Below are 22,350 nucleotides of genomic sequence, written 5' to 3' on the forward strand. Positions count from 1 at the left end.
AATTCAAGGAGATGAGACTACGATGTGCATATCGCAAGGCCGCAAGGGATCCCGTCGTTTGAATTGGGGCGGCGACGGCGGGCGTCCGATGGGACGGCTGATGGCAACGACGGCAATGGCGATTTGCCTGGCCTCGTCGCTGAACTGGCCGAGCTCGGCATTTGCGCAGGATGCACCGGCACAAGAGAGTGCCGCTCGCAGCTTCAACGTGCCGGCACAACCGCTTGCCGACGCGCTCAACGTCTTTGGCCGGCAATCGGGCCTGCAGGTGACGCTTGCCGCTTCGGTGTCCCGTGGCGTCATGTCCAAGGCGGTCGTCGGTTCCTACGCGCCGGAGGAGGCGCTTGCACGGCTGCTTTCCGGCACGGGCATCGAGTATCGCATCTCCGGCGGGCGAACGGCCGTGATCGGGACAGGGGCGGTCGGTGGCGGCGCGGCAGTGGCGCCGGCCGACGGCTCTACGGCGCTTGATCCGATTTCGGTATTCGGGGACGCCACTGGCGTCGGTGAAATCGTCATCAGCCAGAAGGAGCTCGAACTTCTCAACCCTGCGAATATCGCCGACGTCTTCCGCGGCGAGCCAGGGATCGAGGTTGGTAGCTCGCTGCCGATGTCGCAGAAGGTCTATGTTCACGGCATCGAGGAAAACAATCTCGCCGTTACCATGGATGGCGGCCGCCAGAACAACAAGGTCTTCCATCACAACGCAACCAACCTCATCGATCCGAGCCTGCTGAAGGCCGTGCGCGTCGATGCCGGCATCGCGCCTGCGGATGTAGGACCAGGCGCGCTCGGCGGCGCCATTGCCTATGAAACGAAGGATGCCCGCGACCTGCTCGACGGCGACGGCTATGGCGGCTTCGTCAGCTCCAACTACAACTTCAACAGCAAAACCTTCCAGACCGGAATCTCCGCCTACGGCATGCAGGAGGGGCTCGAATTTCTCGGCTACTTCAATTTTGCCAAGGGGGACGAGTTCAAATCCGGCAACGGCAGCATCGTCGAGGGAACGCGCACCGATCTCCTGAGCGGGCTCGGCAAGGTGGCATACGAGTTCGAGAGTGGTGATCGTTTCGAGATCAGCCATGAACGCGTCTACGACGACGCCCCGCGCCCGTTCCGCGCCAATACCGGCTTCATCTCGGGCCGCCCGCCGTGGGAACCGCGCGTGCGCGACTATACGCTCGACCGGCAGAACACGGTCTTCTCCTATACCGACAGCACGCCTGAGGATTGGTGGGATCCAACCGTGGTGTTGGCCTACAGCTCGACGCGGCTAGAGATCCCGATCTTTCCTCGCCCGGTGCCGCCAAGCACGATATCGGTCCCCTATCCCGGCGCCGGCGAAACCGGCAGCTTCAACGGCAAGTTCGAAAACAAGTTCAGCTTCGATATCGGCAGCATCACCGCAGGCGTCGATTTCTACAACGACAAGGCCGAACTCGAAGATCGCTTCGATGCCTCGACCGAGCGCGCGCGCAATGTCGGCATCTATGCGCAGGCGCGGCTCGAACCCTGGGAACGCACCCGGCTTTCCTTCGGCATGCGTGGCGACCAGCAATGGTTCACCGGCACCACAAATGAGAAGTGGGACAATGCCGGTTTCAGCGGCAACGTCTCCGGCGAATATGATCTGATCGAGGACCTGCTGACGGCCAAAGCCGGCTACTCCCACGTCTGGGCCGGCGTCCCGCTTGCCGAAAACTTCATCATGAACCCGAACTGGAACTATGGAACCGGCCCGGAGCCAATAACGGCCGACAATTATGCCTTCGGCCTTGTCGCCAAGCATGACGGTTTCACCGTGGAAGGCAGCCTCTTCCACACAGATATCGACGACGCTCGCACAGCCAAATACGCGGTCGCCAGGGCCATCGAGAACCATGATGTGCGCTCGAAGGGCTTCGAGCTCGGTGCCGGATACGACTGGGGCGACGGTTACTTCAAGGTCAAATACGCCAATATCGATGTCTCGATCGACGGCAAGCCGGCCGACTCCGACACCGGTATCTATCTGGCGGCCCCGGCCGGTCAGTTCATCACGCTCCTGGCCGCGCACAGCTTCATCGATTGGGGTGTCACCATCGGCGGCGATGTCGAGATCGCACTCGACAATGACGATGTTGCCGCCGGCACCCCGCCTCTTGAGGGCTACAAGGTTTTCAACACCTTCGTCGAGTATCAGCCGCCGAGCCACAGCAATCTGACCCTGCGCGCCGAGATCAACAACATCTTCGACGAGACCTACTCAGAGCGCGCCACCTACGGTCAGGAATTCGGCACCGTCACGCCACTCTATGAACCCGGCCGCTCCTTCATCCTGAGTGCCAAGGCGACATTCTGAGATGACATCGAAGGAAGAGGCATCATCGATGCCTCTTCCACCTTGCCGGCGAGTTGCCCACCGCATGTTTCCTTAAATCGTCTTTGATTTAGGGATAAAAACATGCAGCAATTCAAAGTGCTACAGCGACCTTTGCGCGTCTAATAAGACGCGCGGCGCTGTAGCCAGATGCCTATAGTTTTCGTGCTGAAATCTTGCTGTTACATTACAATTTACTGAAATCGATGCTCATTTCCGCCCAGGCATGCTCGAACTTCGATCTCGCGATCAGCCAGGGAGGCATCGCTCTGGAAGCCGTCAGCCGCGCCAAAAGCCGACCCTCGGCATTCTCTACCGCGACGATGACGCCATGATAGTCATCCTCCTCAGCGATTTCGTCCGCCACCAGGCGGCCGTGTTCGACGGCCTGGCTATCGTTGGCAAGCAGGGTGCCGACTTTGTCGCGGCTGGTAACGCCTGCCAGGTGGATGTGAAAAAGATAGCGTTGCATGATCTTGCTCAAACCATACGGCGATTGACGACAAACACTCGCGCCGCTTCGGGTATGGTTGTAGTAACACGCCTCTTATCTGTTTGCGCGTGACCGACGCGTGACACGCCTTTGCGTGCAATTCGATCTCCGGCCGGTGGGTAATCGCCAGCGGTGATAGCCGACTGCGCTTGGGGGAAAAGCGGGCTGTTGCCGAATGCGGAAACGCTTGCACCGGCGTGGAAAAGCGCATCCGTCAGGGCGAGACTTCGATTTCGTCAGCCGGAAATCTGGTTGAGAAACACCAGTTGCAGAGGGCGGGTGAGCAGGTCGTCCGCCGTCGCTGCGAAAGCCTGGAAGTGTGGCGTCTGAAAATGGGCGTCGAGGGCGGCCCTGTCGGTGAACGCTTCTGTAGAACGTGCCCGGCTCTTCCTGCATTTCGAACAGGACGTAGTCGAGGCAGCCGGGCTCGTTGCGGGTCGGCTCGATCAGGGCGAGCAGCCCCTCACGCAATGCGTCGCGTTTGCCGGGTTCTGCGGCAGTATTGCCAAGGAAATCACCTTCTCGGCGGAATGTGTCATCATTGCAATCCTTGTGGATAGGGACGCCTGGCGGCGCGAGAGGCTCGGTTGGCGGGATGGCGTCGGGTCTGGAGCAGGCGGCAAGTACGGTCGTCGAGGGAGCCTCCTCCCCATGACCTCTTTTGATCTTTTGCGCACACACGCCGGCCGTGGCCGCCCCGATGGGGCGGCTTCGCAGCAGGCATCATGCTTTTGCGAAAGAGGAAGGCGGCGCTTCGCCCGCTCGTCTAAAAACCGGAGAGCACGATCTTGCCCTTGGCCCTACCGGACTCGATTACCGCGTGCGCGCGCTTCAGGTTGGCGGCATTGATCGTCCCGAAATGCTCGTTGAGCGTGGACTTGATCTTGCCTGCGTCGACCAGATCCGACACTCTGTTCAAGAGGACATTCTGTTTCTCGATATCGGCGGTCGCAAACAGCGAGCGTGTGAACATCAGCTCCCAATGCAGCGAGATGCTTTTGCGCTTGAGTGGAAGCGCGTCGAGTTGCTTGGGGTCGTCGATCAGGCCGAAACGTCCCTGGGGCGCGATCAGTTCGACGATCTGATCAAGGTGATCGCCGGTATTGGTCGTCGAGAACACGAAGCCCGGCTGGCCAAGCCCGAGGGCTTCGATTTGTGCAGCAAGCGGCTGCCGGTGATCGACAACGTGATGGGCGCCGAGCGATTTTACCCATTCTACCGTTTCGGGGCGAGACGCAGTGGCGATGACAGTGAGGTCCGTCATCGCTCGTGCGATCTGTATCGCGATCGAGCCGACGCCACCGGCGCCGCCGATGATGACGATCGCATTTGCAGCGCCTGCGACCGGGCGGGTGACGTCAAGACGATCGAACAGCATTTCCCATGCGGTGATCGAAGTCAGCGGCAGGGCGGCGGCGGCAGAAAAATCCACCGACCTCGGCTTTCTGCCGACGATACGCTCGTCGACCAGATGAAATTCGGCGTTGGTGCCGGAGCGGTTGATGGCGCCTGCATAGAAGACTTCGTCGCCCGGCTTGAAGAAGGACGCATTCGGCCCGACGGCGCTGACCACACCCGCGGCATCCCAGCCGAGCACCTTCCACTGTCCGGGTTCGGGCTTCACTCCGCGGCGGATCTTCGTGTCGACCGGATTGACCGAGATCGCCTTGACTTCGACGAGGATGTCCCGGCCCTCGGGTTCCGGGCGCTGCAGGTCGATATCGACCAGCGACGTTTCGGCTTCGATCGGTTGGGGGATTTGGTAGGCTACGGCTCGCATTGAATGCTCCATCGGTTGAACGTGGCCAAGATGCGCACTATGCTGCACGATCGCAAGAACGCACATAAAAAGCCCATAGTGTCGAAAAGGATACCATTGGATGGGACGCACACGCCACGATCGTTTCGACTGCAGTCCGGGATGTGCCGTCGAAGCGACGCTCAGCCTGATCGACGGCAAGTGGAAGGGTGTCGTTCTCTACCACCTGATGTCGGGCACCATGCGCTTCAACGAAATCCGCCGGAAGCTGCCGAACGTTACCCAGCGCATGCTGACGAAACAGTTGCGCGAGTTGGAGGCCGACGGCCTGATCACGCGCAAGGTGTTCGCCCAGGTTCCGCCCAGGGTCGACTATGATCTCTCGGAACGTGGCCGCACGCTGGAGCCGGTCATCCTTGCGCTCAAGACCTGGGGGGACGCCAACATGCCGTCGACCGGGAGTGTTGCGGCCTGATTGCCGCAACGGGAGGGCCATACTCACAGGTTTCCACGGTGTCCCACGCCACGACCCTATGCAGTGACAAGCACCCACATCATGCCGGCGAGTGCCGAAGCCAACAATGTCGCGATCACCGAGGTGTTGAAGCGGAAGATCGCCAGCGCCGCCGCAAGCGTCAGCAAGAGTGACGGCAACACCAGCGAGCTCAGGACAGGCACATCGAGCGCAAGGCTGCCGACGCTCCACGGGACGACCTGCGAAAACAACGTGTGAAGGCCGAACCAGACCGCAAGGTTGAGGATGACGCCGACGACCGCAGCAGTGATGGCCGACATGGCGCCGGTCAGCGCGACATTGCCCCTCAGCTTCTCGATGAAGGGCGCCCCGAGGAAAATCCAGAGGAAGCAGGGCACGAAGGTCACCCACGTCGTCAGCATTGCGCCCAGCGTCGCTGCCGTCATCGGAGAAAGCGTGCCGGGGTCGCGATAGGCGCCCATGAAGCCGACGAACTGGACGACCATGATCAGGGGGCCAGGCGTTGTTTCCGCCATGCCGAGACCATCGAGCATCTCGCCTGGTTTGAGCCAGCCGTAATATTGCACGGCCTCCTGCGCGACATAGGCGAGCACAGCATAGGCACCCCCGAAGGTGACGACCGCCATCTTGCTGAAGAACCATCCGATTTCGGTGAAGACACTGTCCGGCCCGACGAGCGCAAACAGCAGCGCCAGTGGCGCGAGCCATAGGGCGAGAAACACCGCGGACACCTTCATCGACCAGGCGAGGTTGGGGCGGGCGTGGATCGGTGTTTGTTCACCCAGGGCCGAATCCTCGTCCTTGAGGATCGGCCCGGTTGTTTTGCCGTGGCCGCCGCCGATGCGAAAGAGCGGCGAGCCCAGGCGTCCGCCGATGTAGCCGGCAATGCCGGCCGTCAGGATGATCAGCGGGAATGGGACGCGGAAGAAGAAGATCGCGACAAAGGCTATCGCCGCGATACCGATCATCAGCCTGTTTCTCAGCGCCCGGCTGCCGATGCGGAAAACCGCCTGGACGACGACGGCAAGCACGGCCGCCTTCAACCCGAAGAACAGTCCTTCGATCACGCTGACATTGCCAAAGGCGGCATAGACGTAGCTCAAGGCCAGGATGGCAAGGAAGCCCGGAAGCACGAACAATATGCCGGCGATGAGGCCCCCGACGGTGCGATGCATCAGCCAGCCGATGTAGATTGCCAGCTGCTGCGCCTCCGGACCGGGCAACAGCATGCAGTAATTGAGCGCATGCAGGAAACGGTGCTCGCCGATCCAGCGTTTCTCGTCGACGAGGATGCGATGCATCACCGCGATCTGGCCCGCCGGGCCGCCGAAGCTTAAGCCCGCGATCCGAACCCAGACCCAGAACGCTTCCGCAAGCGAGATGCCGTGGCCATGGGGCGCCGACGCCTTGCTGGCGTCGGCGGTGTGAACGACATCGGTCATTTCATGCACCCTTTTTCGGCGTGGGCCAGTTGTGCGTTTCACCGGTCGCATCGCGGCACCAGCGGTAGAAGGCATCGTAGAGCAGCATGCCTGCCTGCAACTGCTCATGATCGTCTGCATACATGCGGGAGAGCCCGAGCGAAACCGCAAGCAGGCCGGCGGCCTCTGGAGCGAGATCGAGGCGCGAGGTGTCTGCGCCCCGCACGATGGTTGCCAGCTGCAGCATCGGCTCCGTTGCCAATCCGAATTCCTCGACCATCACGTCGAAGGTGCAGAGGTCGCCCCGATGACTCCAACGGATCGGGGCGTCGATGTCAAAGGGCGTGGCGTCGAAGCGGTCCGCGACAGCTTCGACTTCGGCGGGTGCCACGAACAGGAAGACGGCGTTTGGATCGACGAAGCGCCGAATAAGCCAGGGGCAGGCGATGCGGTCGATCTTCGGGCGCGCGCGCGTGACCCAGAGCGTGTGTCGGTCCGTCTGACGTTTCGGCAGGGCCGAGACGGGCACGGCCGGATAGCCGGCTTCGACCCAGGCCTCAAAGCCGCCTTCCAGGACATCGGCCGGAATTCCCGCGTGCCGCAGCCAGGCGGCGACCCCGTGGCTCAGCTTCTTGCCGCGCTGGCAGATGATGACGGCGGATCGTCCCGCGAAGTCGTTGCCCCAGTTCTCAACGAGCCGGTAGTCGCGCCGGAGCGATCCAGGGATCAAGCGCGGATCGGCATCGAAATCCTCGCCGATCCTGACATCGATCAGCGCGGGACATTTGGGAGTACCAATGAGGCGGGCAAGTTTGTCCGGGGAAATTTCAAGAGGTGACGGCATAACGCGTCCTCCGTCTGAGCGGTTGAATGGACGCGATACTTCGGCTGTCGCCTCGTGGGGTGATCGCGACCCCATGGTGATATTTTTCCGCTGTTTCGCGCAGGCTGTCAAGCAGTTGTACGGTGCACCGGGGGGGGGATTGACGACCGCCGTGTCATCCGCGGCCGCGTGCAGGCGCCTTTATCTCAGCCTGTTGCTGAACCGGCCCTCCCTCTAGAGCATTTCCAGGAAAAGTGCGAAGCGGTTTTCCGTCAGGAAATGCGTAAAAACAAAGAGATATAGCGTTTCTACGACTCCGCTTAAACCGGAAACGCTCTAGGGACTGCCTTGCTCGATTGTGGCCGGGCGCGCTTGTTCGCCGTCCTCCGCGGAAACATGCTTGGCCTCGGTATCGCTCGTCGTTGCCGGTGCGTGCACCCCGCCTGTGGTCGAAAGACCGGCAAGCCGATGGCCGCGCTCGCGCAACGATTGAAACACGACATAGAGGGCAGGGATGATGAAGATCCCGATCAGCGAGGCCGCAAGCATGCCACCCGCGACCCCCGTGCCGACGGCCCGCCGGCTCAGCATGCCTGCCCCTTGCGCCGTGACCAGAGGGACGAGGCCGACGATGAAGGCGAAGCTCGTCATCATCACCGCGCGGAAGCGGGCGCGTGCGCCTTCGACCGCGGCCTCGACGATGCCAGCACCCTTCTCGCGATGGAATTTGGCGAATTCGACGATCAGGATCGCGTTCTTGGAGGCGAGTGCGATCAGCACGACGAGGCCGATCTGGGCGTAGATGTCGAACGACAGGCCCGCCACGAGAACCGAGACCAGGGCGCCCGCGACGCCAACGGCCACCGACAGCAACACAGGGACCGGGATCGTCCAGCTTTCGTAGAGCGCGACGAGGAACAGATAGGCAAACAGCACCGCAAGCGCGAGGATAGCCGTCGTCTGTCCCGCCGCTTCAAGCTCCTGCAAGGCTGTGCCGGTCCACTCGTAGCTGTAGCCCGCTGGCAGGGTCGTTGCCGACAGGGCTTCCATCGCGGCGAGCGCCTCGCCAGACGATACGCCAGGGGCGGGCTGCCCATTGAGCGTGATCGAGCGATAGTTGTTGTACCGCACGATCGACTGCGGGCCGATGACGTATTCGACGCGCGCGACCGAGGCGACCGGGACCATGCCACCGGACGCGTTGCGGACGTGCAGACGCGAGATGTCGTCGACCGAACTGCGGTCGGCTTCGGCCGCCTGCAGATTGACCTTCCAGCTTCGTCCGAAGAGGTTGAAGTCGTTGACGTAATAGGACCCGAGCGTTCCCTGCAGGGTGTTGAAAAGGTCGCTCACGGATACGCCGAGCGCCTGCAGGCGATCCCGATCGAGATCGAGATAGAGCTGCGGCGAGCTTGCGGAATAGGTGGTGAAGGTGGGGCCAAGCAGCGGATTTTGATTGGCGGCGACGATCAGGCCGCCGGCGGTTGCAGCGAGCTCTGCGGGCGGGCGGCCCTGCAGGTCGAGCAGCTGGTATTCGAAGCCCGACCCCGTGCCGAGGCCCATGATCGGCGGCAGGTTGAACGCGAAGATCTGCGCGCCGCGGACGGCCGTGCCTTTGGCCATGGTTGTTGCGATCGCCGCATCGACTGAGCTGGCCGCGCTGGTCCGCTCGGCGAACGGCTTCATCGTGACGATGGCAAAGGCGCTGTTCGATTTGGCCAGGCCATCGAGGAAGCTGTAGCCGGTAACCGTAATGACATCGGCGACACCATCGATGCCGCCGAGCATCTTTTCGACGTCGCGCACAACCGCATCCGTGCGGTTGTAGGACGCGCCCTCCGGCAGCCTTATTTCGGTGAAGTAGGCGCCCTGGTCTTCGCTTGGCAGGAAGCCGGTCGGCACGACACGGAAAAGCCAGCCGCTGGCGCCGATTGCGACGGCCAGGAGCAGGATGCCGAGGATCGCCCGACGGGCGATATGCCCGGCGACATGGACATAGCCATCGCGACCGTTATCGATCCGCCGCGAGAGCCAGCCGAGGACGCCGCGCTTCGGCCCGTGATGCGGCTTCAGCAGGATGGAGCAAAGTGCAGGGCTCAAGGTCAGCGCATTGATGGCGGAGATCACCATCGACACGGATACGGCCACGGCAAACTGCTGGAACAGTTGCCCGCTCAATCCCGGAATGAATGCGACGGGAACGAATACCGACAGCAAGACGAGCGTGATGGCGACGATCGCCCCGGTGATCTCGCCCATGGCGAGACGCGCCGCCTCGGGCGCCTGCATGCCTGGGTTCTCCTCCATCACGCGCTCGATGTTCTCGACCACCACGATCGCGTCGTCGACGACGATGCCGATCGCCAGAACCATCGCCAACAGCGAGACCGTGTTGAGCGAAAAGCCCATGGCAAGGATGATCGCGAAGGTGCCGATCAGCGCGACGGGCACGGCGACGAGCGGGATCAATGTCGCCCTGACATTGCCGAGGAACAGGAAGACGACAATGATGACGAGTACGAACGCTTCCAGCAGCGTATGTACAACATTCTCGACGCTCGCCTCGACGAACTGGGTCGTATCGTAGGAGACGGAATAGGTCAGTCCGTCAGGAAACGACTGGGAAAGGCGCTCCATCGCCTGCTTGACGCCTTCGGCGGCCGCAAGCGCATTGGCTCCCGGTGCCTGGTAGGTGCCGATCATCGCAACCGGCTTGCCGTTGAAGCGGGCGCTCGAATCGGAGCTCGCGGCACCCAGTTCGACTTTGGCAATATCGCGGATGCGCACGAAGGACCCGTCCGGCTCGGCCCTCAGGACCACGTTCTCGAACTGGGCGGGGTCGGTCAGACGTCCCTGGGTCTGCAGGTTGAGCTGAAACAGCGGATCGTCGGTCATCGGCTGCGCGCCGATCCGGCCGATTGCCGCCTGGACGTTCTGCGCCTTCAGCGCGTTGATCACATCGGTCGGCGTCAGACTGAGATTGGTCAGGCGGTCGATGTCCAGCACGATGCGCATGGCATAGTCTTTGGCGCCGAACAGCGAGGCATCCCCGACGCCCGGAACCCGCTTGACCGTGTCCATCAGGTTGATCGTGGCGTAGTTGGACAGAAACAGCGAATCGAAACTGTCGTCCTTGCCGTAGATGGTGATCACCTGCATCAGGGCAGATGATTTCTTGCGCACGCTGACGCCGGTCTGCTTGACCTCCGCCGGTAGCCCGGCCTCGGCAAGCGACACGCGGTTCTGCACGTTGACGGTGGCGATATCGGGGTCCGTGCCGACGGCAAATGTGACGGTGAGCGTGTAGGAACCGTCAGCGCCGCTCGTCGACTTCATGTAGAGCATGTCGTCGACGCCGACGATCTTGCTCTCGATCGGCTGGGCGACTGTTGTTTCGACCACCTCGGCGCCGGCGCCGGGGTAGCTTGCGGTGACGCTCACCTGTGGCGGCACGATGTCGGGAAACTGCGCGATCGGCAGCCGGGTGAGCGCGATCAGGCCCGCCAGCGTGAGGACGATCGAGATGACGGCAGCAAAACGCGGGCGATCGATGAAGATTTCGGAGATCATGCTCAGCCACCCGTCGCCGCCGCTGCGTCAACGACGATGCCCGGTCTGACCTTGCCGACACCTTCGGTGATGACGTTTTCGCCTTCCTTGAGCCCCTTGCTCACCACGGAAAGGCCGCGAGCGGAGCGCGAAACGTCGATGCGGCGCAGCTCGACCTTGGAGGCAGCATCGACCACCATGACGAAGGCGCCCTGCTGGTCGCGCTGGACCGCCTGCTCAGGTACCGCCAGAACGTCCTGCTTGTCGGACTGCTCAAGGATAACGCGCACGAGGGTGCCGTCGAGCAGCAGGGAGTTCGGGTTGTCGAACTGCGCGCGCACTGTCACGGTGTCGGTTCCTTGCGCGACGTTGCTGGCGATGAAGTCGATGGTGCCTTTCAGCGGATATTCGGTACCGTTGGGCAAGGTCAGCGCGACATTGGCGCCGCCGGGCATCTCGCCCTTCTGCACCCGCTCCCGGTAGGTCAGGAGCAGCGAGGTGGACACCGGAAAGACGACATAGATCGGATCGAGCCGCGTCAACGTGACAAGCGGCCCGGTATCCGGGCCGACCAGTGCGCCGACATCGGCGGTCGTCAGGCCCAGCACGCCGTCGAAGGGGGCGGTAATCCTGGTATAGGAGAGGTTGAGGTCGGCGCTCTGCTTGCTGCCCTTGAGCCGTACGAGTTCCGCCTCCGCCTTCTTGACTTCGGCGTTAGCGGTATCGACCTTGGCCTGGGAGATCGTATTGCTTGTGATCAGCTGCTTGGCACGGTCTCGTTCGAGCACGGCAAGATCGCGCTGGGCCTCGGCCGCCTGGATCGAACCCTCTATTTCCTGTACCGCCGCCCGATAGGCGCCGTCCTCGACCTGATAGAGCATGGTCCCGGCCGTTACCGTCTGCCCTTCCTTGAAATCGACCGCCTCCAGGAAACCGGCGACGCGTGCGCGGATGTCGACCTTCTGGGTCGCGACGACGCGGCCCGTCAGATCGACGCTTTCACGCAGGTCGACGATCCTGGCGGGCGCCACGACCACGGCCGGCGCCTGCTGCGCGTGAGCGGGCGACAAACTGAATGTGATTGCCAGAAGGAAGGAAAAGACAGAGAAGGCGACTTTCGGCACGGTCATGTCACGTCCTTTCAGCAACAAGGCCAGGTTCAGTCCCACGTGGTCTGCTCAACCGCACACTAGTCAGGAAAGCTCTGCCTTTGAAGAGTAAATCGCCTTTCTGTAACTGTTACGTCGGCTTTCGACGCAAGGTAGCGCGATGCGCAAACCGTGAGCGCCGCCTGGCAGCATGTGGCGTTTGATGCCGAAGATCGACGAGGCGGCGCCGCGATCTGCCGGGATTGTCAATCCCCAGGGTGCGAACGCTGCGAACGCATCCCTAGGGTGCGACGCATCCCGCGGCGCGCACGCCCGGCGCATGCCTGACGCTTATGCGCGCGGCATGTCGGCCGGCTCCAGAAACTTGCGAAGTGCTGCGATCCGGAAGATCGCGTTTGCCGCGCCATAGCCGCGGTATCCGCGCCGCTCGACGATCTCGAAGAAGAACCCGCCAGAGAAGGTCGGGCTGTAGAGTTGGAAATACTCGCCGCGCTCGTCCTTGTCGTAGAGGATGTTGTGCGCCTTCAGCCGCTCGGTGAAATGCGGATCGAGCCCGAAGCGGGCTTCGAGGTCGTCGTAATAATTGGGCGAGATCGCCAGCGAGACAAAGCCGCCCGCCGCAAGCACGTCTGCAGTCCTGAAGATATCGTCTGTCTTGAAGGCCAGATGCTGGATGCCGGAGCCGAACGTATCGGCGATGAAACGACCGGCAAGCGTGTTGCGGTTCTCGGCGCCATTCATTGTGATGCGCAGGGATCCGGCGGCGTTCTCTACCACCTGGCTGCGCACGATGCCCGAGGGGTCGATGATGTCGACAAGCGGGGTCTTATGGGCTTCCAGCAGCGAGGTATAGAAGAGCAGCCACGTCAGCAGTTCGTCGTAGTGCATCGTCTGGGCGATGTGGTCGATCGATGACAACCCGGCCGAGGTCGCGCTGAGGTCGTCGACCGGATCGAACTCGACGTCCCATATGCTGCCGAGGTCACTGTGGCGATCGAGGAAGTAGACGATGCCGCCGCCGACCCCGTGAACGGCTGGCATCTCGATCTCGCCCTCGTCCACCGGCTGGGCGAAGGTCTCGGCGCCGAGCGCCAGCGCCCGCCGGTGCGTGGCCCGGGCATCGTCGACGAGCAGGCCCATCGCATAGGCCGAAGTGCCGTGAACCAGGTAAGAAGAGTTGGCAAAGCCGCGGCTTTCCGTGTTGATCACCAGCCTGATATCGCCCTGCTGAAAGACGGTGACGCTTTTCGTCTTGTGACGAGCGGCCCTGCGGAAGCCGAGTGTGCGGATCAGCGCCTCGAATTGCGGTGCTTCGCTTTCGTCGATGGTGAATTCGATGAAGGCAATGCCCTCGACGCCTGATCGAGGCGGCATTTCGGGAACGGGGAGGGCAATGTCGGGCTCAGTCCGCCGCACTTGGTCGCCGAGATAGAGCAGCGAACGCTGGCCGTCGACCGAGATCGCCGTCGCCGAGCCGCCGCGAAACTGATCGTTGAAGATCTCGAGCGACAGATAGCCGTCATAGCCGGTGGCGGCCACCGCCCGCATGAACTCGAGAACGGGCAGGTCGCCTTCACCCGGCATGTTGCGGAAATGCCGGCTCCAATAGAGCAGGTCCATATCGATCAGCGGCGCGTCCGCCAGCTGGATGATGAAGATCTTCTCCTTGGGTATGGAGCGGATGGAGTTGACGTCGATCTTGCGCGCCAGCGTGTGAAAACTATCGAGAATGAGGCCGACATTGGCATGGTCGGCCCGGCGCACCACCTCCCAGGCATCGCGGTGGTCGTTGATGTGGCGTCCCCAGGCGAGCGCTTCGTATCCGACCCGCAAGTCCCGCCTGGCCGCCCTTTCCCCCAGTTCGCGAAAATCGGCGGCAGCCCGGTCAAGACCGCCGAGTGCGGCGGGAGAGACATTGGAGCAGACGAGCACCAGGTCGGTTCCCATCTCCTGCATCAGGTCGAATTTGCGTTCCGCACGGTCGAACGTCCTGCTTCTGAGCGGCTCCGGCATGCCCTCGAAATCGCGGAACGGCTGGAACAGAGAAATCTCCAGGCCATGGTCGCGCACCATCTGGCCGACCTGGCGCGGACTTTCATCGAAAACCAGAAAATCGTTCTCGAAGATCTCGACGCCATCGAAGCCGGCCTTTGCTATCGCCTCCAGCTTGCTGCGCAGGTCGCCGCTCAGAGAGACGGTCGCGATCGAGGTTTTCATGCGTGTCTCCTTCGATGCCCTGTCGTCAGGCGGTCAGGGCCCAGAAATGGGCAAGCATGCGGGCCGCATCCGGCTCGCGCCCGGTAAACAGACGAAAGGCGCCGACCGCCTGAAACACCGCCATGCCGCCGCCGTCGAGCGTCTTGCAGCCGCGCCGCCTGGCCTCAGTCAGCAGTTCGGTTTCCAGCGGGAAATAGACGACTTCCGCCACCCAATGATGTGGTTCGAGCAGTTCGGCTGGAAGTGGCAGGCCGGGATATTTCGCCATCCCGGTTGGCGTAGCATGGAGCAAACCGTCCGCTGCTCTCATAGCGGATGGAAGGTCGGTGCCGGCAACAATGTGTGCTTGTGGAAACAGCGGCGACATGCTGGATACCAGTGCTTCTGCGCGCTCGATCTCCCGGTCGAACACCGTCAGTGAAGTTAGCCCCATCGATAGGATCGCGTAGGCTGTCGCAACGCCGGCGCCGCCGGCGCCGAGTTGCACCGCGTGCGACAGCGCTACTCCGGGCAGACCGCGGCGAAAGCCTTCGGCAAATCCCCACCAGTCGGTGTTGTGGCCGATGCGGCGACCCGCCTTGAGCACGACGGTGTTCACAGCACCGAGATCTCGGGCCTCGTCGGACAGCTCGTCGAGAAAGGGAATGACCAGTTGCTTGCACGGGTGCGTGATGTTCAATCCGCAAAGGCCCCGCTGTTCGGCCTCCCGCAGCAACTGCGGCAGGTCGTCCGGGCTCGCGCCGCGCTGCGTCAGGTCGATCAGCTCGTACTCATAGGTAAGGCCCTGTGCCGCACCTTCGCGCATATGCATGGCCGGTGTGAGCGAGGCTTGAATGCCGGCGCCGATCAATCCGGCTTTCAACGGTTTCAGAAGGGTCTCAGTCATCTCGACGGCTTTCATCAATCGGTTGGTTGCCGACCCGCATAAAAGCGGGCCGGCGGCAGGCTTACTGGCCGCGAAGCGTCTGAAGCTCCTTGAACAGGGCTGCGACAGTGTCGGGACCGATTTCGGCGCTGAACTTCTCGATCATCGGCTTGACTGCGTCGCGCAGCTTCTGGGTTTCCTCCGGCGAAAGCTCACTGACTTCCATGCCGGTCGCCTTGATGTCGGCGATCGCTTTGGCGTCGAACTCGCGCGAGACCTGGCGCTGATAGTCGCGGGCCTCGGTGGCCGAGGTCTGCAACACTACCTTCTCCTCGTCGTTGAGACCGTCCCAGAATTTCTTGCTGATCAGCACGATCTGCGGATTGTACTGGTGACGGGTCACCGTCATGTACTTCTGCACCTCATAGAACTTGGCGTTGAGAATGTTTGCGGCCGGATTTTCCTGGCCGTCGACCGTCCCGGTCTCGAGCGCGGTATAGAGCTCGGTATAGGGCAGCGGCACGGCATTGGCGCCGAGATTGTTGAACAGCTCGATCGGGATCGGCGACTGGATCGTGCGGATCTTCAGGCCCTTGATGTCCTCGATCTTGGTGACCGGGTGACGATTGTTGGTGAGATTGCGGAAACCGAGCTCCCAATAGCCCAGCCCAACGAGCCCGGTGTCCGGCAAAAGATCGGCAAGGCCGGTGCCGAAGGGGCCGTCCATCACCTTGTCGGCCTCTTCGCCATTGTTGAACAGGAAGGGCAGATCGACGGCGCCGAACTGCTTGACGTTGCTTGCCAGGATGCCGGCGTTCAGAACCGTCATTTCGATCACGCCGCCCTGCAGCGCCGATACGGTCTGCACGTCGCCGCCGAGCACGCCGCCCGGAAACAGCTTGACCTCGATCTTGCCGCCGCTCTTGTCCTTCACCAGTTCGGCGAACTTCTCCATGCCCATCACCTGAGGATGGCCCTTGTTGTTGGCGGCGGCGAACTTGAGCTGGTGCTCACGGATCTCGGCCAGCGCCGGGCTCGCTGCGATCAGCGCTACCGGCACGGCGAGCCCGAGCGCGATTTTCATCAGTCTGTTGAACATGTTTTCCTCCCATACTTGGCCGGGTTCTCCCTCCGGCCGGTTGAACTTTGCATGTGTTTTTTGTGCCTATCGCGCAAACCAGGAAACCGGCGCGGTCACCAGTTGCGGGAACAAGACGAGCAGGAACAGGACGATCAGCTCGGCGATCAGGAACGGCATGACCCCCCTCATGAGGTCTTCCATCTTCAGCTTGGAAACGCCGCAGATGACGTTGAGCACCGTGCCCACCGGCGGTGTGATCAGGCCGATCGAGTTGTTGATGATGAACAGCACGCCGAAATAGACCGGATCGATGCCCGCCTGCTTGATGATCGGCATCAGCACCGGCGTCATGATCAGGATGGTCGGGGTCATGTCCATGGCGGTGCCGACCACGACGACGAGCACCATGATCGCTAGGAGCAGGAGCGTCTGGTTGTCCATCAGCGGCTCGACCAGGGCGGCGAGGTCGCCGGGCACGTCGGCAACCGTGATCAGCCAAGCCGAAACGGCCGAGCAGGCAACGAGGAACATGACGATGGAGGTGATCTTCGCCGCAGCCACGAAGACCTGGAACAGCTTGGCCGGCGGCAGCTCGCGATAGATCACCATCGACACGAACAGCGAATAGACGGCGGCGACGACGCCGGCCTCCGTCGGGGTGAACACGCCGAACTTCAAGCCGACGATGATGATAACAGGCAGGAACAGCGCCCAGAGGCTGTCGATGAAGGTCTTCATCCTGACGGCGCCGCTCTGGCGCGGCGGCAGTTGATGCTGCTCCTTGCGCGACACGATCAACCAGGTCACGCAGAGGGCGGCTGCAATCATCAGGCCGGGGAAAATGCCGGCCAGGAAAAGCTTGGTGATCGAGACACCGCCGACGACGCCGTAGAGGATGAAGCCGATCGACGGCGGAATGATCGGGCCGATGATCGACGCGGAGGCGAGCAGGCCTCCGGCGCGGGCCGGATCGTGGCCGGATTTCAGCATCATCGGCAACAGAAGTGCGCCGAGCGCTGCCGCATCGGCAACGGCCGAGCCGGAAAGGCTCGCCATGATGCAGGCGGCAAAGATGGCGACGAAGCCGAGCCCGCCGCGGATATGGCCGACCAAGGCCATGGCAAGATCGACGATGCGCCGCGACAGGCCGCCGGTGTTCATCACCTCGCCGGCGAGCATGAAGAAGGGCACGGCCATGAGCGGGAAACTGTCGGCGCCGTTCAGCACGTTCTGGGCGACGATCTGGGCGTCGTAGAGGCCGAGATACATCATCAGCGCGACACCGCTGATGATCAGGGCGAAGGCAATCGGCACACCAAGGGCCATCGGACCAAGCAGAGCGCCGAGGAAAATGGTAACGGTCATCGTCGTCTCCTCAGGGCTTTGCGATGGGTTGGGCGAGCGAAGGCGTCGGGTGGTCGTCGAGGACGGCCTGATCCTCGCTGTCACGCACGAACTCGGCCGTGGCCACATCGATGCGACCCGTGAGCACGCAGAACGCGTCCCAGAGGATGATCAGAAAGGCGGGAATGCCGAAGGCGAGGCCGGCGCCGTAGAAGAAGCCCATGGAAATGCCGGTGGCCGGTGCTGCGACATGCAGATTGATCAGTGTCTGCGTCCAGCTGCCGCTGATCATCAGCCATGTTGCGCCCAGCATCAGTGCGTGACCGCAGAGAATGGCGACCTTCGCGCCGAGCGGCGGCAAGCGGCGCAGCAGCGAGTCGACGCCGAGATGGGCATGTTCCCGCATGGCAATGACGGCGCCGAGAAAGGTCAGCCAGATGAAGAAGATGCGCGACAGTTCTTCGGAATAGGTGATGCCCGTGTTGAAGGCGTAACGCAGCACGACATTTCCGAAGACCAGCACCACCATGCCCGCAAGTAGAAGCGCGATGGCGACCTTCAGCATCAGGAAGCAGAATTCGATTATCCTCACCATTTCGCTCCTCCCAGGCGATCAACCGCGACTTGCGGTCTGTGACATCCGTCATCGATCAGGACATCCAGGCGCGCAAGGCTGGCATGCCGATCTCTCCTCCAAGCGACCAGGATGCCGTTTCAAAATGTACTAACTAGTTCGAATGTCAAGCGGCATGTCTTGAAAGAAACCGGCAAGCCCAATAAGACTTTGGGCAGGACGCGGAGTGGAGCCGCGGTCAATGCGTGACGGCCACGGCCGTTTCTCGTTGAAAATCAAGGGTGAGGAAGTAATTGGGCATGGCGGCGCGAGCAGAGAACGGACGCAAGAACGATCCACAGCGCACGAAGGAGGACATCCTCATCGTCGCGACGGACGAGTTCGCGACCCATGGTCTCGCAGGCGCCCGAGTCGACGCGATCGCCGAAAAGACCCGAACCTCCAAGCGGATGATCTACTACTATTTCGAAAGCAAGGAGGGGCTCTATCTCTCCGTACTCGAGCGGTCCTACCGCAAGATCCGGACGCTGGAGGCCGATCTGCAACTGTCGAGCCTCGCGCCCGAGGCTGCGTTGCGCACCCTGATTTCAACCACCTTCGACCACGATCAGGCCAACCCGGAATTCGTGCGGCTGGTCAGCATCGAAAACATCCATCACGCCGCCCATATGATGCGCTCGGAAGCGATCCGCGATCTCAACGTCTCGGTTATTGAAACCATTGCCGGCATTCTGGAACGCGGTGTTGCCGAAGGTGTGTTCCAGCGCAAGGCAGATCCGATCGACGTGCATATGTTGATCAGCGCGTTCTGCTTCTTCCGTGTCTCGAACCGCTACACGTTCGGCACGATCTTCCGCCGTGACCTTTGCGAGCCGGAGACGATGCAACGGCACAAGGGGCTGATCGCCGATGCCGTGTTAAGCTACCTCAAAACTCAGGAATAGCCCGACAAAACATGTTCAGGCGTTGCGCAGGTGCTCTGTCGGCAACGCGGTCGTATATTTGATCTGGCTGAGCGCGAAGCTCGATCGGATGCTAGAGACGCCAGGGATTGTCGTCAGAAAGTCGACGACGAGCGCCTGATATTTCATCAGATCCTCGACGACGACGCGCAGCATGTAATCCGACTCGCCCGTCATCAGGTAACATTCGACGATCTCCGGCTTGGTCTTGATGGCAGTGCTGAAGACATCGAGTGAGGCGCGGTCCTGCTGCTTGAGCGAGACGTGCACGAACACGTTGACCGCAAGGCCAAGGGCGAAGGCGTCGACGAGCGCGACCGAGCCCTTGATGACCCCACTCTCCTTGAGTTCGTTGACCCGCCGCCAACAGGGAGAGGCGGACAGTCCGGTTGCATCGGCGAGCTCGGCCGTGCTGATCTCGGCGTTCTGCTGCAAGAGATCGAGAATACGGATGGTCGCGGCGTCAAAGCTTGGCGTCTTCTTCGGCATGAAATTTCCTAAAATGGCGTTTCGGCGGTCAGTATTGCCGGTATCGGCAAAAATTCCAACAAAGATAGATCGGATATTTCGCGTCGCTGGGTGTAGCGTTTCCGGGTTCTGGGAGGAGCCGACATGGAAGAGCAGATTCTTTCGACCGCCACGCTGAAATGCCTGAAGGATCTTGAGCGACAGGTCCTCTGGCACGCATGCTGGATGATCCACAACGCCAATCACATCCGGGAAAAAGGCGAGGTGAAAGTCGGCGGGCACCAGGCGTCGTCCGCCTCGATCACCTCGATCATGACGGCGCTGTACTTCCACATCCTTCGGCCGGAGGATCGCGTTGCCGTCAAGCCGCATGCCGCGCCTGTCTTCCACGCCATTCAGTACCTGATGGGCAACCAGACGCGCGAGAAGCTGCAGAATTTCCGCGGCTTCGGCGGCGCGCAATCCTACCCCAGCCGCACCAAGGATATCGACGACGTCGATTTTTCGACCGGCTCTGTCGGTCTGGGTGTCGGTATCACCGCCTTCGCCTCGATCATCCAGGATTACATCGCCTCGAAGCCCTGGGCGCAAAAGCGCAGCGACGGTCGCATGATCGCGCTCGTCGGCGATGCCGAGCTTGACGAAGGCAATATCTATGAGTGCCTGCAGGAGGGCTGGAAGCACGATCTGCGCAACACCTGGTGGGTGATCGATTACAACCGTCAGAGCCTCGATGGTGTCGTTCGCGAAGGTCTGTGGCAGCGGATCGAGGCCATCTTCACCGCTTTCGGCTGGGACGTGAAGGTCGTCAAATATGGCGCCTTGCAGCAATCGGCGTTCAAGGAACCCGGTGGCGAGACGCTGCGCGCCTGGATCGACCGTTGCCCCAACCAGCTCTATTCGGCCTTGACCTTCCAGGGCGGCGGCGCCTGGCGCAAGCGGCTGCAGGACGAGATCGGCGATCAGGGGAATGTCAGCAAGCTTTTGGCTTCGCGCAGCGATGACGAGCTTTCCGAGCTGATGAGCAATCTCGGCGGCCATTGCATCCAGACGCTTGCTGAGACCTTTGCCAGTATCGACCATGACCGTCCGACGGTCTTCCTTGCCTATACGATCAAGGGCTGGGGAACGCCGCTGGCGGGGCACAAGGACAACCATGCCGGCCTGATGACCAAGGCACAGATGCAGGACTTCCAGCAGAAGATCGGCGTCAGGGTCGGCGCGGAATGGGAGGAGTTTGCGGCAGTCGCCGATGCCGGAGCTGCGAAGACCTTTTTGAAGAGCGTGTCGTTCTTTGCCCAGGGTACCCGGCGGTTCAAGTCTGAACCGGTGCAATCGGCCGGGCCGGTTTTGCTCGATGACCGCGAACTTTCCACCCAGGCGGGGTTCGGCAAGATCCTCGATGCCCTGGCGCAGCGCGACGATGCGCTTGCCGCCCGCATCGTGACGATGGCGCCTGACGTGACAGTCTCGACAAATCTCGGCCCCTGGGTCAACCGGCGTGGCCTTTTCGCCCGCGACATGCAGGCCGACACGTTCCGCGACGAGAAGGTTCCCTCGGCGCAGAAATGGGCCTTCGGCCCTGGCGGTCAGCATATCGAGCTCGGGATTGCCGAGATGAACCTCTTCCTGCTTCTGGGGGCTGCCGGCCTTTCCCATTCGGTGTTCGGTGAACGCCTGCTTCCGATCGGCACCGTCTACGATCCGTTCGTGGCGCGCGGGCTCGATGCGTTGAACTACGCCTGCTACCAGGATGCACGGTTCATGATCGTCGGCACGCCGTCAGGCGTCACACTGGCGCCGGAAGGCGGCGCTCACCAATCGATCGGCTCGCAGCTGATCGGCATGAGCCAGGATGGGCTTGCCAGTTTTGAGCCTGCCTATCTCGACGAACTCTCGGTGATCATGGATTGGTCCTTCGACTATATGCAGCGCGATGGCGATGCCGTGCACGACGAACGGACGTGGCTTCGCGATACGACTGGCGGTTCCGTCTATCTCCGGCTGACGACCCGTCCGCTCGAACAGATGCAGCGCCGCGAGGATGCGGCCTTCCGCCAGGGCGTGATCGACGGTGCCTACTGGCTGCGCGAGCCGCGACCGAACACCCAGCTGGTGCTGGCCTATCAAGGTTGCGTCGCCCCCGAGGTGCTGATGGCGGCGGGGCGACTTGCGGAACGTCACCGCGATGTCGCTGTGCTGGCGGTGACGTCCGCCGACCGGCTCAACGCCGGCTGGACTGCGGCACAGCGTGCCCGTCGTCATGGCCACCACAGCGCCGAAAGTCACATCGAGGCGCTGCTGGCGCCGCTATCCGATAGCTGCGAGATCATTACCGTGACGGATGGTCATCCCGCCACGCTCGGCTGGTTTGGATCGGTGCATGGCCACCGAACCGTCTCACTCGGCGTCGAGCATTTCGGGCAGACGGGCACGATCGCCGACCTCTATGCGCATTTCGGCATCGATACGGACTCGATCATCGAGGCGGCGGAGTCGATCGCTCTCGGTCGCAATCGCCGCAAGTTCAGGCAGGCGGGATAGGCTCGTGACGCGCTAAGTGGACGTGCGACATGCCCCTTTTTGCCACGGCCGCGGCCTCGCCGAAGCGCTTGCGCGCTTCTCGCGCAAGGTCGGCGTCGATGATGCCGCAAGCGAAGAACTGCGGTCGCCCTTGGCAGCCATGGCGCAGGAGCAGCGTGAATTCGCCGACCGGCCGGCCAGGGCGGCGGTCTAGACGTCGTTGATCGGCGCCGGTTTCGACACGGGAACGGTCGCTGGCAATTTCGGCAGCCAGACCCGCCTCGCCATCACATCGTTCCAGCGC

Annotated in this window: 16 protein-coding genes and 2 pseudogenes; 5 read left to right on the top strand and 13 right to left on the bottom strand. The window is 62.1% G+C overall.

The window, feature by feature from the left end; all coding sequences use genetic code 11:
• Nucleotides 1-22: 22 nt before the first annotated feature.
• A complete protein-coding gene (locus tag J3R84_RS21415) occupies nucleotides 23-2,344 on the top strand; it encodes a TonB-dependent receptor (protein WP_057212852.1) in 2,322 nt (773 codons plus the stop codon).
• Nucleotides 2,345-2,549: 205 nt separating this feature from the next.
• Here J3R84_RS21415 and J3R84_RS21420 read toward each other — a convergent pair whose 3' ends face one another.
• From J3R84_RS21420 to J3R84_RS21430, 3 genes and pseudogenes are all read right to left on the bottom strand, one after another.
• Nucleotides 2,550-2,834 carry a DUF6894 family protein gene (locus tag J3R84_RS21420; RefSeq protein ID WP_025429395.1) on the bottom strand — a complete coding sequence of 95 codons (285 nt, stop codon included), beginning with the start codon at nucleotides 2,832-2,834 and terminating at the stop codon, nucleotides 2,550-2,552.
• Nucleotides 2,835-3,091: 257 nt separating this feature from the next.
• Nucleotides 3,092-3,394 (bottom strand): annotated as a pseudogene (locus tag J3R84_RS21425) (putative quinol monooxygenase).
• A gap of 227 nt (nucleotides 3,395-3,621) precedes the next feature.
• A complete protein-coding gene (locus J3R84_RS21430; protein ID WP_057212848.1) occupies nucleotides 3,622-4,635 on the bottom strand; it encodes a zinc-binding alcohol dehydrogenase family protein in 1,014 nt (337 codons plus the stop codon).
• Nucleotides 4,636-4,735: 100 nt separating this feature from the next.
• On the opposite strand from J3R84_RS21430, the gene J3R84_RS21435 reads away from it, so the two are divergent.
• Nucleotides 4,736-5,089, top strand: coding sequence for a winged helix-turn-helix transcriptional regulator (locus J3R84_RS21435; protein ID WP_113569254.1), 354 nt, complete (start codon nucleotides 4,736-4,738; stop codon nucleotides 5,087-5,089).
• Between the two features lie 56 nt (nucleotides 5,090-5,145).
• Here J3R84_RS21435 and chrA read toward each other — a convergent pair whose 3' ends face one another.
• The 9 genes from chrA to J3R84_RS21480 all read right to left on the bottom strand — a co-directional run bounded on the left by chrA (nucleotide 5,146) and on the right by J3R84_RS21480 (nucleotide 18,114).
• Entirely contained in the window at nucleotides 5,146-6,552 is a 1,407-nt protein-coding gene (gene chrA, locus J3R84_RS21440; protein WP_203527741.1) for a chromate efflux transporter, read from the bottom strand.
• 1 nt (nucleotide 6,553) lies between these two features.
• On the bottom strand, nucleotides 6,554-7,375 hold the full coding sequence (locus tag J3R84_RS21445; protein ID WP_057209961.1) for a chromate resistance protein ChrB domain-containing protein: 822 nt from the start codon (nucleotides 7,373-7,375) through the stop codon (nucleotides 6,554-6,556).
• 315 nt (nucleotides 7,376-7,690) lie between these two features.
• Entirely contained in the window at nucleotides 7,691-10,924 is a 3,234-nt protein-coding gene (locus tag J3R84_RS21450) for an efflux RND transporter permease subunit (RefSeq protein ID WP_203527744.1), read from the bottom strand.
• A gap of 2 nt (nucleotides 10,925-10,926) precedes the next feature.
• Nucleotides 10,927-12,033 (bottom strand): efflux RND transporter periplasmic adaptor subunit, encoded by a 1,107-nt coding sequence (locus J3R84_RS21455; protein WP_025429388.1) that lies wholly within the window; start codon nucleotides 12,031-12,033, stop codon nucleotides 10,927-10,929.
• 309 nt (nucleotides 12,034-12,342) lie between these two features.
• Nucleotides 12,343-14,229, bottom strand: a complete 1,887-nt coding sequence (locus J3R84_RS21460) for a bifunctional sugar phosphate isomerase/epimerase/4-hydroxyphenylpyruvate dioxygenase family protein (protein WP_203527746.1) — start codon at nucleotides 14,227-14,229, stop codon at nucleotides 12,343-12,345.
• Nucleotides 14,230-14,254: 25 nt separating this feature from the next.
• Nucleotides 14,255-15,115: a shikimate dehydrogenase gene (locus J3R84_RS21465; RefSeq protein WP_203527748.1), complete on the bottom strand. Its 861-nt coding sequence runs from the start codon at nucleotides 15,113-15,115 to the stop codon at nucleotides 14,255-14,257.
• A gap of 61 nt (nucleotides 15,116-15,176) precedes the next feature.
• Nucleotides 15,177-16,193, bottom strand: a complete 1,017-nt coding sequence (locus tag J3R84_RS21470) for a TRAP transporter substrate-binding protein (protein ID WP_084814487.1) — start codon at nucleotides 16,191-16,193, stop codon at nucleotides 15,177-15,179.
• Between the two features lie 66 nt (nucleotides 16,194-16,259).
• On the bottom strand, nucleotides 16,260-17,540 hold the full coding sequence (locus J3R84_RS21475) for a TRAP transporter large permease subunit (RefSeq protein WP_057209955.1): 1,281 nt from the start codon (nucleotides 17,538-17,540) through the stop codon (nucleotides 16,260-16,262).
• 10 nt (nucleotides 17,541-17,550) lie between these two features.
• Complete coding sequence (locus J3R84_RS21480; RefSeq protein WP_057209953.1) at nucleotides 17,551-18,114, bottom strand: TRAP transporter small permease; 564 nt, start codon at nucleotides 18,112-18,114, stop codon at nucleotides 17,551-17,553.
• A gap of 278 nt (nucleotides 18,115-18,392) precedes the next feature.
• On the opposite strand from J3R84_RS21480, the gene J3R84_RS21485 reads away from it, so the two are divergent.
• Nucleotides 18,393-19,037 (top strand): TetR/AcrR family transcriptional regulator, encoded by a 645-nt coding sequence (locus tag J3R84_RS21485; RefSeq protein ID WP_025429381.1) that lies wholly within the window; start codon nucleotides 18,393-18,395, stop codon nucleotides 19,035-19,037.
• Nucleotides 19,038-19,052: 15 nt separating this feature from the next.
• On the opposite strand, the gene J3R84_RS21490 is transcribed toward J3R84_RS21485, so the two are convergent.
• Nucleotides 19,053-19,544 carry an Lrp/AsnC family transcriptional regulator gene (locus J3R84_RS21490; RefSeq protein ID WP_025429380.1) on the bottom strand — a complete coding sequence of 164 codons (492 nt, stop codon included), beginning with the start codon at nucleotides 19,542-19,544 and terminating at the stop codon, nucleotides 19,053-19,055.
• Between the two features lie 123 nt (nucleotides 19,545-19,667).
• Here J3R84_RS21490 and J3R84_RS21495 point away from each other — a divergent pair, with 123 nt between their 5' ends.
• Together J3R84_RS21495 and J3R84_RS21500 are read left to right on the top strand one after the other, a co-directional pair.
• Entirely contained in the window at nucleotides 19,668-22,067 is a 2,400-nt protein-coding gene (locus J3R84_RS21495; RefSeq protein WP_225906257.1) for a thiamine pyrophosphate-binding protein, read from the top strand.
• Between the two features lie 199 nt (nucleotides 22,068-22,266).
• Nucleotides 22,267-22,344, top strand: a pseudogene (locus J3R84_RS21500) (hypothetical protein); the annotation flags it as partial.
• Between the last annotated feature and the right edge of the window lie 6 nt (nucleotides 22,345-22,350).

Source organism: Ensifer canadensis, assembly GCF_017488845.2.
Taxonomy (GTDB): Bacteria; Pseudomonadota; Alphaproteobacteria; order Rhizobiales; family Rhizobiaceae; genus Ensifer; species Ensifer canadensis.